The organism is Vibrio sp. 1069 (assembly GCF_033340555.1).
Genome location: NZ_JAWOWP010000018.1, coordinates 23,230 through 38,854, shown reverse-complemented (window position 1 = coordinate 38,854; position 15,625 = coordinate 23,230). Strand labels below are relative to the sequence as shown.

General features: G+C 43.3%; 18 protein-coding genes. 10 read left to right on the top strand and 8 right to left on the bottom strand.

Annotation, left to right across the window (positions count from 1 at the left end):
• Entirely contained in the window at nucleotides 1-663 is a 663-nt protein-coding gene (locus R7040_RS20710; protein ID WP_054576118.1) for a flagellar brake protein, read from the bottom strand.
• Between the two features lie 94 nt (nucleotides 664-757).
• Nucleotides 758-1,684 (bottom strand): DMT family transporter, encoded by a 927-nt coding sequence (locus tag R7040_RS20705; RefSeq protein ID WP_064354860.1) that lies wholly within the window; start codon nucleotides 1,682-1,684, stop codon nucleotides 758-760.
• 148 nt (nucleotides 1,685-1,832) lie between these two features.
• Here R7040_RS20705 and R7040_RS20700 point away from each other — a divergent pair, with 148 nt between their 5' ends.
• The gene (locus R7040_RS20700; RefSeq protein ID WP_005373581.1) at nucleotides 1,833-2,288 is read left to right on the top strand and encodes an Lrp/AsnC family transcriptional regulator; all 456 of its coding nucleotides are present in this window, start codon (nucleotides 1,833-1,835) and stop codon (nucleotides 2,286-2,288) included.
• A gap of 5 nt (nucleotides 2,289-2,293) precedes the next feature.
• A complete protein-coding gene (locus R7040_RS20695; protein WP_017819884.1) occupies nucleotides 2,294-2,917 on the top strand; it encodes a class I SAM-dependent methyltransferase in 624 nt (207 codons plus the stop codon).
• Between the two features lie 525 nt (nucleotides 2,918-3,442).
• On the opposite strand, the gene R7040_RS20685 is transcribed toward R7040_RS20695, so the two are convergent.
• On the bottom strand, nucleotides 3,443-3,991 hold the full coding sequence (locus tag R7040_RS20685) for a hypothetical protein (protein ID WP_064354859.1): 549 nt from the start codon (nucleotides 3,989-3,991) through the stop codon (nucleotides 3,443-3,445).
• A 103-nt stretch (nucleotides 3,992-4,094) separates the two neighbouring features.
• Between R7040_RS20685 and R7040_RS20680 the strand changes: the two genes are divergently transcribed.
• From R7040_RS20680 to secF, 4 genes are all read left to right on the top strand, one after another.
• Entirely contained in the window at nucleotides 4,095-4,763 is a 669-nt protein-coding gene (locus tag R7040_RS20680) for an SH3 domain-containing protein (RefSeq protein ID WP_318096951.1), read from the top strand.
• A 168-nt stretch (nucleotides 4,764-4,931) separates the two neighbouring features.
• On the top strand, nucleotides 4,932-5,411 hold the full coding sequence (locus tag R7040_RS20675; protein ID WP_064354858.1) for a hypothetical protein: 480 nt from the start codon (nucleotides 4,932-4,934) through the stop codon (nucleotides 5,409-5,411).
• Nucleotides 5,412-5,575: 164 nt separating this feature from the next.
• Entirely contained in the window at nucleotides 5,576-7,414 is a 1,839-nt protein-coding gene (secD, locus tag R7040_RS20670; RefSeq protein WP_053349261.1) for a protein translocase subunit SecD, read from the top strand.
• 2 nt (nucleotides 7,415-7,416) lie between these two features.
• Entirely contained in the window at nucleotides 7,417-8,319 is a 903-nt protein-coding gene (secF, locus tag R7040_RS20665; protein ID WP_054577769.1) for a protein translocase subunit SecF, read from the top strand.
• A 61-nt stretch (nucleotides 8,320-8,380) separates the two neighbouring features.
• Here secF and R7040_RS20660 read toward each other — a convergent pair whose 3' ends face one another.
• The gene (locus tag R7040_RS20660; protein ID WP_064354857.1) at nucleotides 8,381-8,647 is read right to left on the bottom strand and encodes a hypothetical protein; all 267 of its coding nucleotides are present in this window, start codon (nucleotides 8,645-8,647) and stop codon (nucleotides 8,381-8,383) included.
• A 15-nt stretch (nucleotides 8,648-8,662) separates the two neighbouring features.
• Complete coding sequence (locus tag R7040_RS20655) at nucleotides 8,663-9,283, bottom strand: LysE family translocator (RefSeq protein WP_021035942.1); 621 nt, start codon at nucleotides 9,281-9,283, stop codon at nucleotides 8,663-8,665.
• Nucleotides 9,284-10,022: 739 nt separating this feature from the next.
• Between R7040_RS20655 and R7040_RS20650 the strand changes: the two genes are divergently transcribed.
• From R7040_RS20650 to phaC, 4 genes are all read left to right on the top strand, one after another.
• On the top strand, nucleotides 10,023-10,763 hold the full coding sequence (locus tag R7040_RS20650; protein WP_064354856.1) for an SDR family oxidoreductase: 741 nt from the start codon (nucleotides 10,023-10,025) through the stop codon (nucleotides 10,761-10,763).
• A gap of 12 nt (nucleotides 10,764-10,775) precedes the next feature.
• Nucleotides 10,776-11,984 carry an acetyl-CoA C-acetyltransferase gene (locus R7040_RS20645; protein WP_064354871.1) on the top strand — a complete coding sequence of 403 codons (1,209 nt, stop codon included), beginning with the start codon at nucleotides 10,776-10,778 and terminating at the stop codon, nucleotides 11,982-11,984.
• Nucleotides 11,985-12,028: 44 nt separating this feature from the next.
• A complete protein-coding gene (locus R7040_RS20640) occupies nucleotides 12,029-12,376 on the top strand; it encodes a phasin family protein (protein ID WP_005373550.1) in 348 nt (115 codons plus the stop codon).
• A gap of 66 nt (nucleotides 12,377-12,442) precedes the next feature.
• Nucleotides 12,443-14,218, top strand: a complete 1,776-nt coding sequence (gene phaC / locus R7040_RS20635; protein WP_064354855.1) for a class I poly(R)-hydroxyalkanoic acid synthase — start codon at nucleotides 12,443-12,445, stop codon at nucleotides 14,216-14,218.
• 173 nt (nucleotides 14,219-14,391) lie between these two features.
• Here the strand turns inward: phaC and R7040_RS20630 are convergent, their stop codons facing one another.
• From R7040_RS20630 to R7040_RS20620, 3 genes are read right to left on the bottom strand one after another with little or no spacing between them, the layout of a single operon-like run.
• Nucleotides 14,392-14,526, bottom strand: coding sequence for a TIGR02808 family protein (locus R7040_RS20630; RefSeq protein ID WP_005373546.1), 135 nt, complete (start codon nucleotides 14,524-14,526; stop codon nucleotides 14,392-14,394).
• A gap of 11 nt (nucleotides 14,527-14,537) precedes the next feature.
• Entirely contained in the window at nucleotides 14,538-15,116 is a 579-nt protein-coding gene (locus R7040_RS20625) for a NapC/NirT family cytochrome c (protein ID WP_005373542.1), read from the bottom strand.
• Nucleotides 15,117-15,144: 28 nt separating this feature from the next.
• Entirely contained in the window at nucleotides 15,145-15,600 is a 456-nt protein-coding gene (locus R7040_RS20620; RefSeq protein ID WP_005389061.1) for a nitrate reductase cytochrome c-type subunit, read from the bottom strand.
• Nucleotides 15,601-15,625 lie beyond the last annotated feature (25 nt).

Here is a 15,625-nt window from a genome sequence, read left to right as displayed (position 1 = left end):
TCAGACGTTACTGGTTAGAAAGGATTGCTCCAGTAACTCTGTTTTTAGTTCGTGAGTCATCGCAATGGGACTGGCAAACTTAATTCCAACTACCCATCCCTTCACCAATTTCTTAATGTTGGCAATGACACATCGATTTTCTTCTCCGATATAGTGGCTTAACGGGCATTCGATGGTAACACTCTCACCCACGTTGAATTCGGGCTCAATCAAGGTTGATATACCAACACCTGCTAGAGAAAAATCGATAAGGCTACCGTCGTAGACATTCCCTGCATGAATAACGTTACAGTCCATTTGCAACTTGTAACGCTCATGTTCCCGAACTGGTTTGGTTGCAAATGTTCCTGGAATGCGGATAAACAAAAGGGGGGATGGTCGAACGGTCGTCGTCAGCACGCTGGACTTAAACGCAATGACATGGCCTAACTCCGTATCTGATACTCCACGCACGATGATATCGGCGTTGGGGAGTTTTCTCATCACTTGCTCTTCAAGCAAACGCATTGGTATATCAAGAATCAAATAAGCATTTTCTTTCATCCCAAGATAAGTGGTGGAATACGTATATTGATCCTTAGGCCCAAATTCGAAATTAGTAGAAAGTTTCATTCCCGGTTTGAGAAACCTATGCAGTTCATCTTTAGTATGAGTGGCTGGCATCACATTGGCGTTTTAATTTTTAGTTAAGCTGAGGCTATCAAAACGCCATTTTGTTATTCAAGATAGTAAGGCATAAGTTTTTGTAAAATCATCGCTATCTGTGAAGTGGTGGGCGATAAGTTTGGCTCATTCCACCTTTCATAAAGATTTGGCTTGCCACAATACTGCCGCATGTGACCAACATCAGCGCTAACCAAGTGAGAGAATCTGGTTGTTCACCAAAAATTGGAACGGCAAGAAGTGTCGCGACGACTGGAGTTAATGAACCAAAAGCTGCGCTGGCTTCGGCACCGATGATCCTAATTGCATAAATGAAAGTGAAAGAAGCGATTAAACCTGCGCCAACACCTTGTAGCATCGCGTGGCCAAATAACTCCTTCCATGGCCACTGGCTGAACGGTGTTACCACCAAATAACTGTCTACCCACCCGAAACCAACGGCGATGATGAGTAGAGCCAAAGACGCGATTGCAACGAATCCTGCACAGACGTGTGCATTAAGATTAGCGACACGAGCGCTGATGGTGAAAGCAGCCCACATGATGCTGCCAGTTAGAAACAGGATATGCCCTTGCAACTGAGACCAGTTGTACTCTGCGCCGCTATTAGAAAGAAGGAATACGAAAATCCCTAACAACACCGTAGAAAGCCCGATTAAGCGGTGAGCACTCAGCGACTGTTGATAACAAAGTACCGCGATAGCAGAAACAAACAATGGCAAAGTGCCAGGTACTAATGCACTGCCGTGCGCCACGGGAGCGAAATGCATAGCCGTTCCGACGACCAGAAGATAGGGAAGGCCGCTTCCAACCACAACACCAACCAGGTAGCGTTTAGGCACTACGCGTAGCGACTGTTTATGCTTAATCACAAATGGTAATAAAATTATACTTGGGATTAGAAAGCGAACTAACGCGATATCGGCTGGCTGCAAGGCAGAAATTGCGCCCCCTTTTAAAGAAATAAAGAAACCAGACCAAAGCAGTAAGGTCGTTAATATAGCTGCGTATCCCAAGATCATTATCGACATATCCATTTGTAAATGATGTGTTAATTGTTGAATAAAACTCTTGCCAAAGGGAGGCAAAGTTTGACGTAATTAGGCTTGATGTTGGTGATAAATTGCGTATAAATGTTAATTATTAGTGATTAAAGGCACGGAAGAATAAATGGATAAAATTGACAGGCAACTTATCAACCTAATGCAGAAGGATGCCACTCTGACAACTGCAGAACTTGCTGACCAAGTAGGGCTATCGGCATCACCTTGTGCAAGACGCATTAAGCGTTTGGAGCAGGAAGGTGTAATAAGTGGTTATCGAGCTATTGTGTCCAGAGACACTGTAGGCATCGCGATGACTGTATTTGTTGAAGTGAGTTTAAATAACCACCAAGCTTCTTCGATTGATGAGTTTGAACATGCCGTTGTTGAGATGGATGAAGTGATCTCATGCCATGTCGTATCAGGGGCCTATGATTACCTGTTAGAGGTGGTCAGTAAAGATCTCGCTGGTTATGAAACATTTACTAGAAAGTTACAGCGATTAGAAAATGTGAAAGATATTCATACCCACCTGGCGATTAGACAAGTGAAAGGAAATGGCAGTTTGCCGATTTATGCATAAGAAAGATGAAATTTTTCGATAGACTTAAGATTGCCCACTATCATCGAAAGCGATATAGACAGTTTGGTAAAGACAGAGCCCGAACTCTGGGATGGGCAGATAAGTATAGTCAGATCAGCCGTTTTGAGGCGTTGTGTCGAGGGTTAACGTTAGACGGTTCAAGTATTTTAGATATTGGGTGCGGCTACGGAGACTTGTTAGCGTTTATCGAACTTACGGGGGGGCTTCCTCAAAGCTATATTGGCATTGATCAGCAAAAACAATTTATCTCTGAAGCCAGAAAACGAGATTTTCGTACGCAAAGTAAGTTTATATGTGGCGACTTTTCAACGTTGGTATTGCCTCGTTGCGATTTTGTTTTTGCTTCCGGATCATTGAACTATCAATCCACCAACCCAAATCATGCCATTGAAATGATTGATAAAATGTTCCGAGCGACAGAGAAAGGTTGTGTGTTTAACTTGTTGGATGAATCCAAACTACCCAGCATGAAAATGTTAGCGTCGCACAATAAAGAAGGTGTCTTTCGCTATTGTCGGTTGCTGTGTCCGAATACACGATTGATTGAGGGGTACTCCGAGCACGACTTTACGATTGCCATGATCAAAAAAGCGGAGTCCGTTTCCTGACTCCGCTTTATAAATTCTTAAGCCTTATTGGTTTTTGTATTGTGAGATTTCACAGTTACCTGTGTATCTATCAACCTTGAATGAGAACGCGGCTGAATGGTATTCCCTCCCATCACTCCATATTGTTTCTCCGAAGATTTTACACAGATCCAAATCACTGATTGAACCGAACTCTTTTACGTGCCTAACTACTGACAAAAACTTGGCTTTGGTAGCATTAGGACATTCCCTGTTACTTAATCGATTGATAACCATGTTTGTAGCATCATCTCCAGCCAAATGTGACTTTTTATTAAATTTTATTAATGGCTAAACTAACCAAAAAATGTCCATAAGTAAAGCATTAATGTGACGTATGTCTCTATAAATTGATTGTCTTGGTCATGGTTTAGTCAAGTTTGTCAAAGAGAACAATCCCATTATTTACATTTGATATCATTCACGACTAAGGAAAGAAAAAAGCACGAATAACGTCCAATATTGGAGTGAAAAACCAACATCGTCTATTCAAAACTGGCTCTGTTTTTACTTCGAAACATCTTGAGCGTATTGAAGCGCTCGAGCTTCTTTATCATAGACTTGTGACAGAGTTTGATATTGTGAAGAGAGGCGCTTGTAATCTTCAGCAAGTTCCAAAGCGTTGGTGTTATACCATTCCGCAGTTATTTGATTGACGGTTTTGTTTGACTCGCGGCACTTTTGGGCCAGGATCTCCCACCCATTAGCTGACCATTGGGATTGTGTGCTCAATTTAAGCAGTTGATTCGCTTTAGTTGTGAGCTCTTCTTTGTATTGAATCGATGCTTTTAATTGCGCTTTGAACACATTTTGGTTCGACTTGGCACGCCAAAGTAGCACGAGCTCATGCAGTGAAAAGGTTTCGGACAATAACTGACGCTGTTTATGTTCGGTTAAAAGTGTATTGAATACCTCAACATGCTGATTGTAATTGGACTCTAAACGATTGAATTGGGTAAGATTGTCATTCCACGACGATGGGTTACATTGAATATTGGCGTGCCCCGTTATCGGGAACAGAAGAAATAGTAGTATCCAATTGAGTCTGTTGATCATTATTGCTCGCGTTAGTTGACCTGCTCTTTTGAGTATATACCCAAATTTCTACGACATGCGTGCTGCTGGTGGGATAAGAATAAAGAATGAAAAGGAAAAGGGCATGAAGAAAATTCTCGTCGCATTGATTGTCATGCTGTTGCTCGGCGGAGCGGGGGCTGGATACTATTTCTTCTTTATGCAGAAAGATGAACCTGAAGCACCAAAGGCTACACAAGTCGAGCAATCGTCACTGCAAAAAGAAACATCCAAACCGATTCTGGATTTAGAAGCCGCTCCCCCGGAAGTTACCGAGTACTACGTTATTGAGCGTCGTGTCAATGTTTACAACAAGCCTAACCTTAATGCTTTAGTTGTCGATACGCTCTATAAGGGAGAAAAAGTATCGGTGTTAGAAAAAGTAGATGGGTGGTACCGAATCTCCGGCTATCTTGTCTATGAAGAGGGTGGAGAAGAAAAAGCCGAATGGTTGAATGCTGAAGGGTTATCGGATGCAGAGCCAGTTATTAAAGAGCAAGAGCGCTTAGAGATATTGGATGAATACCTACAGAAGTCGGATGATTTAAAAGTTCACTTGGATATTTTCCGTAAGAAAACACAGCAATTGTTAGACGATAAAACCTGTGATCCGAGTGATTTTGAGGAGCTCGGAGGCTGGGTTCGTTCTGTGACGTTCAAAAAGCGCAACGTTTACTTCATCTATTGTGGCGGTTTGGAGCAAGAGAACAAGATCTACTTAGATGTTGATAAGGGCGATATTTTTTATCGATAACTCACCACCAATTACACTAGTTCTCTAAAGACGTTTTGATAAATGCAATAACGATGCAAACCTGAAATCAGAGATTTATAACTTTTTAGTTGTTAACCATAATCAATAGGAATACTATCAACGAGTCAAGTGACCTAACTTGGCTCTTTGTGTTTTTAGTGAGTTCCTATGTCTTGGATTTACCTTAGAAAGTTGATTTTGCTGCTATTTGCAATGGTATTGCTACCAGTGCATGTATCTGCTGCGCAAATCGATCACAAGGCTCACGTACCGCACTTTTCTAAGCTACAACCTTTTGTAGCCGTAAGTGTATCGCCAAACTCTTCCGTCGATTTTTCTGAAGTTTCAGAAGAAAGCTCTCAATCTCCAGTATCTGAAGGCCATGCAAGTCTCGATTCCGTTGCTTTGTTTAACTCTCAGCGCTGGACGTCTTACTTACGGGAAGGGCTTGATGACGAGCACGTAGATTTTGTCGGCGATCTCACTACTCCGTTTTACGCTGATGCGGGTTACGCATACAGCTTGATGGACATTAACTGGCGTCACAACCAGTCCACATTTTATCATTTCACAAGCGATCATCGCATTTCTGGTTGGAAAGAGACCAATGCCATGTACGTCGCACTCAATAGTCAGTTTTCTGCCTAAACACCATCTATTTGCACCATTGTGCACTCTTAACACGACGATTGTATTCGACAGGACGTGAGCGTTCTGAGCATTTCATACCCTGAATTTATTCTGGGAGCATCTGTCGTGTGTTAAGCCTTGTTATTAAAAGCTTCACTTCATCGTGAAGGGATGATGTTTACATGAAAAAAACACCAAAGCAGCAAAAGAACAGAAAGCTGATGAATCACTACTCAGCTTGGAAATATGTCGTATTAATTACGACAGTCATTATTTTAACCCTAAGTGCTATACCAACTTGGTTTGGCGAACAGCCTTCTATCCAGTTGACGTTTGCGGATCAAAACAACAGTGAAATGTCGGTTGTTCATCTGAATCAACTGCTAAAAACCAACCATATTTCAGCAGACAAAATCATCGAAAAAGACGGCAAAACAACCATTGTATTCGATGGTGAAGATGCGCAAAGTAAAGCTCGTGCGTTGTTAAACAAAGAGCTAAATAAAGACGACAGCATCACTTTCTCATACGTATCGGTTGCGCCAGAATGGTTGAATGAGATGGGCTTTAGCCCAATTAAGCTCGGTCTTGACCTTCGTGGTGGCGTTCAGTTCTTGTTGAATGTTGATGTGAATAAAGCGTTTGAAGAACAACGTGATGCGTTGATTGATGAAATCAAAGCGAACCTACGTGATCAACGTGTTCGTGGTGTGCAAGTTCGAGCAGAAAGCGGCAACCGAATTACGGTAAACAGTGACAGCGAGCAAGCATTGTCGGAAGTGAACAAGTTTTTGCGTCAAAATTACCCGGGCTGGATTTCAAAAAGTTCATCTCGTGGCTTTGTGCTTGAACCGAGTGAACAAAATATCCAAGAATTTCAATCGTCGACTCTTCAACAAAACCTGAAGATCATGCGTGGTCGTATTGAAGAACTTGGTATCACAGAAGCGCTAGTGCAACGCCAAGGTAAAGAGAGCATTCGAATTGAACTCCCTGGTGTACAAGATCCTGCTCAAGCGAAAAACGTTATTGGTGCAACAGCAAGCTTGGCGTTTTATGAAGTGAAAGATGCGAGCCAAGCACACAGCAGCCAAGATCTTGTTCTTCAAGATAATGATGGTCGTACTGTGATCTTGTCAAAACGACCAGTTCTAACGGGCGAGCACATCGTGAACGCTCGTGCTGGTGTCGACAAAATGGGCATGTCAGAAGTCAATATTTCTCTTGATCACGCTGGTGGTAAGAAAATGAGTGACTTCTCAGCAACTCACATCGGCAAGCCAATGGCGACCGTTTACCGTGAATACAAAACAAACGATCGCGGTGTAACTGAGCGTAGTGAGCGCGTTATCAGCGTCGCGACTATTCAATCTCAGCTTGGTAGCCAGTTCCGTATTACTGGGGCAGGTAGCATGGACGATGCGCAGCAGTTGGCGCTATTGCTTCGCGCGGGGTCACTGACCGCGCCGGTTACTATTGTGGAAGAGCGAACAATCGGTGCTTCTCTGGGGGCAGAAAACATTGAAAACGGTTTTGCAGCACTGGCTTTAGGTATGGGACTAACACTGACCTTTATGGCACTTTGGTACCGCCGCTTAGGTTGGGTAGCAAACGTGGCGCTTTGTGCCAACATGCTTTGTTTGCTTGGCTTAATCGCCTTGTTACCAGGAGCGGTTCTAACGCTTCCGGGTATTGCCGGTTTAGTGTTAACCGTCGGTATGGCAGTAGACACCAACGTTATTATCTTTGAACGTATTAAGGACAAAATGCGTGAAGGCCGCAGCTTCGCTCAAGCGATTGATCTTGGCTTTGACAGCGCATTCTCGACCATCCTTGATGCCAACATTACTACCATGATCACCGCCGTGATTTTGTACGCCATCGGTAATGGCCCAATCCAAGGCTTTGCCTTAACACTCGGATTAGGTTTGTTAACCAGTATGTTTACAGGCGTATTTGCCTCTAGAGCAATGATCAATTTAATTTGGGGCCGCGATGCCCGTCGTGATGTGAGGGTTTAATCATGGTCGAAATGCTAAAACAAAATATTCGTAAAATTCGCTACTTTACTACGCTAGTTTCCATCATTTTAACGGTGATCGCGATCGTCGCTCTAGGCTTTAAAGGGTTGAACCTAGGTTTGGACTTCACTGGCGGTATGGTGACAGAAGTAAAGGTAGATAAGCAGCTAACTAACCATGATCTGCTTGACGTTCTGCAACCAAAGCTTGGTGAATCTGCGTCAGTGACACGCTCTGGTGAAGATGGCCGTTGGGTGATTCGTTACTCTGCGCCGGAAGATGGACAAACGTTGCCAAGTGTAGAAGAGGTGTTGAAGCCAATCTCTCACCAAGTTGATGTTGTCAGCAACAGTATAGTTGGCGCTCAAGTTGGCCAAGACTTGTTTGAACAAGGTGGCTTAGCATTGTTGATTTGTGTGTTGAGTATTCTCGGTTACTTGTGTTTCCGTTTTGAGTGGCGTTTGGCCAGTGGTTCACTGTTTGCTTTGGCCCATGATGTGATCTTAGTGCTTGGTTTTTTTGCAGTTACTCAAATGGAGTTCAACTTAACCGTTTTTGCAGCGGTGTTAGCAATTTTAGGTTACTCATTGAATGACTCTATCATCATTGCAGACCGAATCCGTGAGCTGTTGATTGCGAAACAGAGTTGGAAAACAGAAGACATCAATGATCAAGCTGTTATCGCGACGTTTTCACGCACCATGGTGACATCTGGTACGACATTGATCACTGTTGGTGCATTATGGATTATGGGAGGAGCGCCTTTGGCTGGTTTCTCAACCGCGATGTTTATTGGTGTTCTGTCTGGTACATGGTCATCGATTTCGATTGGTACCGTGCTGCCAGAGTGGTTGAAACTGGAGCCGAAACATTATCTGCCTGTTGAGATCGACGCTGCGCCATAGCATCGTTCTTTTAAGGTAAAAGTGCTTGCGCCACTCATTTTGAGTGGCGCTTTTTTTGTGCTTATTTCACGCGCATCAGACGATGTTTTACTCGTCCCAAATCGAACTCTAAGATCTGTGAGCGCTTCATTGCTTCGACTTTATTCAACATTGGCTCTTGGTAGCCTTTCTTCTTCATCCACTGAAGAGGTACAGAGAAAGTATCTTCATTAACGACATAAGACTCGCCTTTATGCTCACCGCTATAGACGTTCACAACCCAAACTCGGGCTTGAAAGTCCAATACTTCACCCATGACTTTAGCGATTTTATTCAGAATATTTTTCATTGTTTCCAGTTTGCCTTAACTTAGTAGCAACCAGACACCAACTCCCATCATTAAAGTGCCTGCGATACGGTTCATTAGACGTACATTCTTAGACTGACCTAATACGTGTTTCAACCCTTTACCACCAGTAGCGTACAGAGACATGCAAATGAACTCAAACAGTAAAATAATGGAGACAAGTATGATCAGTTGCGGTGCAAGCGCTGCGTTTTGGTCTATAAAAGGCGGTAAAAGAGAAATCATAAATGCCCAGCCTTTTGGGTTTGCGATTGCGGTAACGAAGCCTTGCATGATAAGTGCGATATTGTCACTCTTTGGTGTTTCTAAGTTGTCGACATTAATCGCAAGTTTCCCTCGCGATCGCCACATTTCAACACCAAGATAGAGTAAATAACCGCCACCAATGAACTTTAACGCGATAAACATCCAAGGATAATTGAGCATAATCGCAGCGATACCTAACACCGCAGAGACTGACACCAGCGCAACACCGAGAAGCTCTCCTATCATCATCCATAACGTGCGACGATAACCGATACTCATACCTAACGTTAGGGCGAGAGTCATGCACATACCAGGCGTGATTGAGACAAAAAAGAAAGTAGGGATGAACATACTGAGCAATGCAAGATTCATATCTGTTGATGATTTAGTGATTAAAGAGAAGCCACAAAGATAGTGCAAAGTGGAAAAGGATGCTACTACAAAGCGAACGATTACTTTCACTAGTAGCTAGTTGATGTTATTCGAATATATAAATTTAAAATGAAATTATATTTTAATCTATGCGTCATAATAGTGCGTATTGCACCAGTATGAGACAAGATCTTATATCATTTTTAGATTAAATATATTTAATTTATTATATTTTATCGGTATTAATCATCACTGTATTAAAATAATCGAATTGATAACTAAATTATCATTAAATGCAGTAATTAAATGATATGTTTGATAATTATTTTTACTGATAATTGAATTATTATTCTAATCTCAAGTTTGTTGTAATCATATAGGCTTAAAATTCAGATCTTAAATCATGACATAATGTAACGTCTACCATTCTGTATGTAACTGCATGATATTTAATAATTATGTTTCTATTTCTGTTGGTGTGGCTTTTGTGGAAGTGTGATTTAAAACAATGACTTATGTAAAATTAACCATTTTATAACATTTCACGGGTAATGAGATCTAAATCAATCTTATGCAATTGGGTGAGTTTTTTATTTGAAATGTAATATTTCTAGGTTAACTTAAAATAAAGGCAGCACGGGATTGGTTGTCAAAAGAATAAATAAACACGTCAGTTGGTGAACTATTTCATCAGTGTATTAAGTTTGCTTTTTAAATGCCGTTAAGAATGGAGTCTTCAATGAAGAAAGTCGCTTTGATCACTGGATCAAAAGGCGGAATTGGTTCTGCTATTTCCTCTCAATTAGTTAATGATGGTTACCGTGTAATTGCTACATATTTCACAGGTAACTACGAATGTGCGCTGGAGTGGTTCAACAGCAAAGGGTTTACCAAAGATCAGGTTCGCCTTTTTGAGTTGGATGTAACAAACACGACAGAGTGTGCAGAGAAATTGGCGCAATTGCTTGGGGAGGAAGGAACCATTGATGTTGTTGTCAACAACGCAGGAATCACACGTGATGGCGTGTTTAAAAAGATGACTGCGCAAGCTTGGAATGATGTCATCAATACCAACCTCAATAGTTTATTCAACGTTACGCAACCCCTCTTTGCTGCAATGTGCGAAAAAGGCGGTGGTCGTGTCATCAATATCTCTTCAGTCAATGGTCTTAAAGGGCAGTTTGGTCAAGCAAACTACTCGGCGGCGAAAGCTGGGGTGATCGGTTTCTCTAAAGCCTTAGCATACGAAGGTGCTCGCTCGGGTGTGACAGTTAATGTTATCGCTCCGGGTTACACGGGTACGCCAATGGTTGAGCAAATGAAGCCAGAAGTGCTGGAATCCATCACGAACCAAATTCCAATGAAACGTCTTGCGACACCAGAAGAAATTGCAGCATCAGTGAGCTTCTTGGTCAGCGATGCAGGCGCCTACATCACCGGAGAGACTTTGTCGGTGAACGGCGGCCTATACATGCACTAAGGAGAGAAGATGATGGAAAAAGTATTTATCGTAGCGGCGAAGCGTACTCCAATTGGTGCTTTTGGTGGCAGCCTGAAAAATACTTCTGCTGGCGATCTGGCAGCAGTAGCGATTAAAGGCGCGTTGGAAGCGGCAAAGTTACCTGGCGACAAGGTTGACGAAGTGATTGTTGGCAACGTTGTTGGTGCAGGTCAAGGAATGGGTGTTGGCCGCCAAGCGGCACTGTTTGCGGGGATTCCTGAATCTGTTCCTGCATATGGCGTAAACATGGTTTGCGGTAGTGGCATGAAAACGGTCATGGATGCCGTGTCCCATATCCGTAGTGGCGATGCTGAGATCGTTGTTGCAGCGGGTGTTGAAGTCATGTCGCAGATTCCGTTTGCTGCACCAAGCAGCATTCGTGATGGCAACAAAATGGGCAATCTGGAGCTAAAAGATCTGCTCGTAGCGGACGGTTTAACCGATGTTTACAACCAATATCACATGGGTGTGACGGCAGAAAACGTAGCAAAACAAATCGGCTTAACTCGCCAGCAGCAAGACGAATACGCGCTGTCTAGCCAACAGAAAGCGGTAGCCGCTATCGAAGCTGGCAAATTTCAAGACGAAATTGTGCCAGTGGAAGTAAAGCAACGCCGTGAAACCGTGATGTTTGATACGGATGAATACCCAAAAGCGAACGCGACAATGGAAGCCTTAAGCAAGCTACGTCCTGCTTTTGACCGCGAAGGCACTGTGACTGCGGGTAATGCATCAGGCATTAACGATGGCGCGAGTGCGATTATCGTGGCGTCTGAAAGCGCAGTTAAAGCGCATGGATTAACGCCGCTTTCTGAGATCGTAAGCTATGCGCAATCGGGTCTTGATCCGAAGATCATGGGCCTAGGTCCTGTTGAGTCCGTCAATAAAGCACTCGCAAAAGCGGAACTCAGTGTACACGACATCGACGTTTACGAGTTAAACGAAGCATTTGCAGCGCAAGCACTTGGCGTGATTCATCAGTTGGCGGAAACAAACCAAGTTCCAGTTAACGCGATTCAAGATAAAGCGAACTTTAACGGTGGTGCTATCGCGCTAGGACACCCGCTTGGTGCTTCTGGCAACCGAATCTTAGTCACGCTGGTTCACGAGCTTCATAAGCAAAATGGTCAATATGGCGTTGCTTCACTTTGTGTGGGCGGCGGCATGGGCACGGCTGTGGTTGTAAAGACAGTTAAGTAATTATTTAAACGGACATTTTTAATTCTTTCTCTAGGAGACAAACCATGTACACAGATTTCTTCAAAACATTTAGCGATCAAACTGAAAAAAATCTAGAACCTTACTTGAAGTTCAACAAGCTAGTGACAAAAAACGTAGAAGTGTTGACCGAGCTTCAATTGAACGCCATTCGCACATACAGTGAAGTGGGTCTAAACCAGATGAAAGCAGCGACAGAAATCAAAGACGTAACGTCATTGACTGCTTTCAACAGTCAGCAACTAAGCGTACTTACTAAACTTTCTCAACAAATGATGGATGACAGCAACAAGCTTCAAGCGATTGCAAAAGAGTTCAAAGAAGACGTTGAGAAAATGACTTCGGAAAATCTAAAGACTGTTACTCCAGCGTAATTTGTCCGATTCTCGCCGCCCCTAGATTTGGGCGGCGTTGTTTTTTCCGAATATAGGAGTAAGACTATGTTTCAACACTTCTTTTCGGACTATCTTGTGAAGCTTCAGGAAACCAATCATCAGTGGTGGCATGATTTCGAAGTGAACAAGGCAGTCGTGAACTCTCCTTTAAACAAGGCCATGCAAGAAGTGAACTTTGAGGATACTGCCAAACTGTTCGAACAAGCTGCGAATCAGCCTGCTGCGATTTTAAAGCTGCAAGCACAGTGGTGGGAACAGCAGCTGCAAATTTGGCAGAATGTTGCATTGGCAGGGAACCAAGCACAAATCGTCGAAGCTGAAAAAGGGGATAAGCGTTTCTCAAACGAAGCGTGGCAAAATGAAGCCATGTATAGCTTCATCAAACAATCCTACCTTTTATTTAGTAAGACCTATCTGGACACCATCGAGTCCTTGGAAGGCTTAGATGAAAAGACGAAAGAACGTATTATTTTTTTCTCTCGCCAAGCCATTAACGCCCTTTCTCCTTCCAACTTCATCGCCACTAACCCAGAGCTTTTGAAGCTGACACTTGAGCAAAACGGTCAAAACTTACTGGCAGGCTTAGAGCAGTTGAAAGAAGACGTTGAGTCGAGCGCAGACATTTTAAAAATTCGTATGACGAATAACAATGCATTCCGCGTGGGCGATGACGTTGCGACGACACAGGGTAATGTGGTTTTTCAAAACGAATTGTTTGAGTTGATTCAATATCGACCTCTAACAGAGAAAGTGAATGCGACGCCGCTGCTCATCGTCCCACCTTTCATCAACAAATACTACATCCTTGATTTAACGGCAAAGAACTCAATGGTTCGATGGTTGTTAGAGCAGGGGCACAGTGTATTTATGATGTCTTGGCGCAATCCAGGCAAGGCACAAGCGCACATAGAGTTTGGTGACTACGTGACAGAAGGCGCAGTGAAAGCCGTCGCTGCAATTGAAGACATAACAGGACAAGAGCAAATCAATGCTGCTGGTTATTGTATTGGTGGTACTGTTTTAGCAAGCACGGTTGCGTACTACGCTGCAAAACGTATGAAGAAGCGCATTAAGTCTGCTACTTTCTTCACCACGTTGCTCGACTTCTCTCAACCAGGTGAAGTCGGCGCGTATATCAATGACACCATTGTTAGTGCAATTGAAGCGCAAAATAACGCAAAAGGGTATATGGACGGCCGTTCCTTAAGCGTGACGTTTAGTTTACTGCGTGAAAACAGCTTGTACTGGAACTACTACGTCGACAATTACTTGAAGGGTAACAGTCCGGTTGATTTCGACTTGTTGTACTGGAATAGCGATAGCACCAACGTCAGCGCTGCATCTCACAATTTCTTGCTTCGCGAGCTCTATTTAGAGAACAAGCTGGTGCAAGATAAAGGCGTCAAAATTGGTGGAGTATGGATTGATCTAAATAAGATCAAAATTCCTAGCTATTTTGTGTCAACGAAAGAAGACCACATTGCGTTATGGCAGGGAACTTACCGTGGTGCGCTGAACACGGGTGGTAACAAAACGTTTGTCCTCGGTGAGTCTGGTCATATTGCGGGCATCGTGAACCCTCCAGCTAAAAATAAGTATGGTTATTGGTTGAACGATAATTTGGATGACTCTGCTGATGAGTGGTTGAATAACGCGGAACACAAAGAGGGATCGTGGTGGACACACTGGAACGAGTGGTTACTCCAATTCAACCCTAAAGAGCAAGTTGAGCCTTTCCCTATTGGCTCAGAAAACCATCCGGTTATTGATGAAGCGCCAGGACAATACGTCAAACAGGTTCTGCCAGTAAAAGAATCTTAAACAACTCCCTATAGCAGTAAATCTTAGCGGCCTTTATGGTCGCTTTTTTTATGTATGATTGCTTGTTTATTTATTGTTGGCAGTACCATTGAGCAATAAATAAAAAGCGCCGAGCATTTGCTCGGCGCTCAGTGTCAACAAATAGGCTAGTTGACGAGTAGAGATGCGTTACGTTACACCTCTTTATCCTTACCAAATGACAGCAGCCAGAGAGAGATTGCTGCTACCGCCACAAAGCCGGAAAGAATAATCACTGGCATAGCACTGTAGCCAAGGATATGCCAAATTACAGATTCTAATGTACTCATGGTAAGTCTCCTTAGTGCCAGCCTTCAACGCCGCTCATGTCTGGTAGTTTGTGCGCAATACCTTTGTGACAGTCTACACATGTTTTCTCGCCTGAAGCTAGAGCGGTGGAGTGTTGTTCTGCCGCACGTGATCCTTGCTGAGAGTAATCCATGAAATCAAACTCATGACAGTTACGACATTCAAGAGAGTCATTCTTCTTCATACGTGCCCACTCTCGCTCTGCGAGGTGTCCACGACGCTCTTGGAACTTCTCTGGCGTATCGATCGTCTTCGTTACGAAGTGTGCAAATAGCTCTTTAGATGCCTGTACTTTACGAACGATCTTATCCGTCCATTCATGAGGAACGTGACAGTCTGAACAAATCGCACGAACACCAGAGCGGTTGGAGTAGTGAATTGTTTCTTGAATTTCAGCAACGATCGGCGCGTGACAGCCAGAACAGAATTCTTCTGTGTTGGTTGCTTCCATACCTGTGTTGAATGCGCCCCAAAATAGAAGGCCACCAGCGAAGCCTAGAAATAAAACCACACCAGCGGCAGCTTTACTCGGGCTCGACAGTCTCTTCCAAAACGCTTTAAGTATTTTCATAAGTAACCTCTTAGTACTCGCGTTTCAATTACTGAAGCGAATCGACTGCCTTAAACTCGTTTTCCACTAGTGGTTTTGCATCCGTTTGTGGAACGTGACATTGCAAACAGAAGTAACGACGAGGAGACATATCTGCCAGTACCGCATCTTCTCTGTTTACATAGTGCGTTACGCTAATTTTAGTCGCACCTGACTCTTTTGCATTTTTCCAACTATGGCATGCAAGACACTTGTTAGCATTTAACGAAATTTCGTAGTGACGAATGCTGTGTGGGATCAACGGTGGTTGATAAACATAGCTGTCTTCAACAATTTGATCTTTAGGGAAGTCTTTGAACTCGTCTGCTGGACGCGTATCTTCCAATTGAGACATTCCACGTAAAGATTCTAGACCACCAATACCACCTGGATTATCCAACTCAGCTTGCGCAATGCCTGTCACTAACGCACCTACAGATAAAACTGCGACAAGTAATTTTTTCATCATTTCATCTCCGCCTTTATGGCTT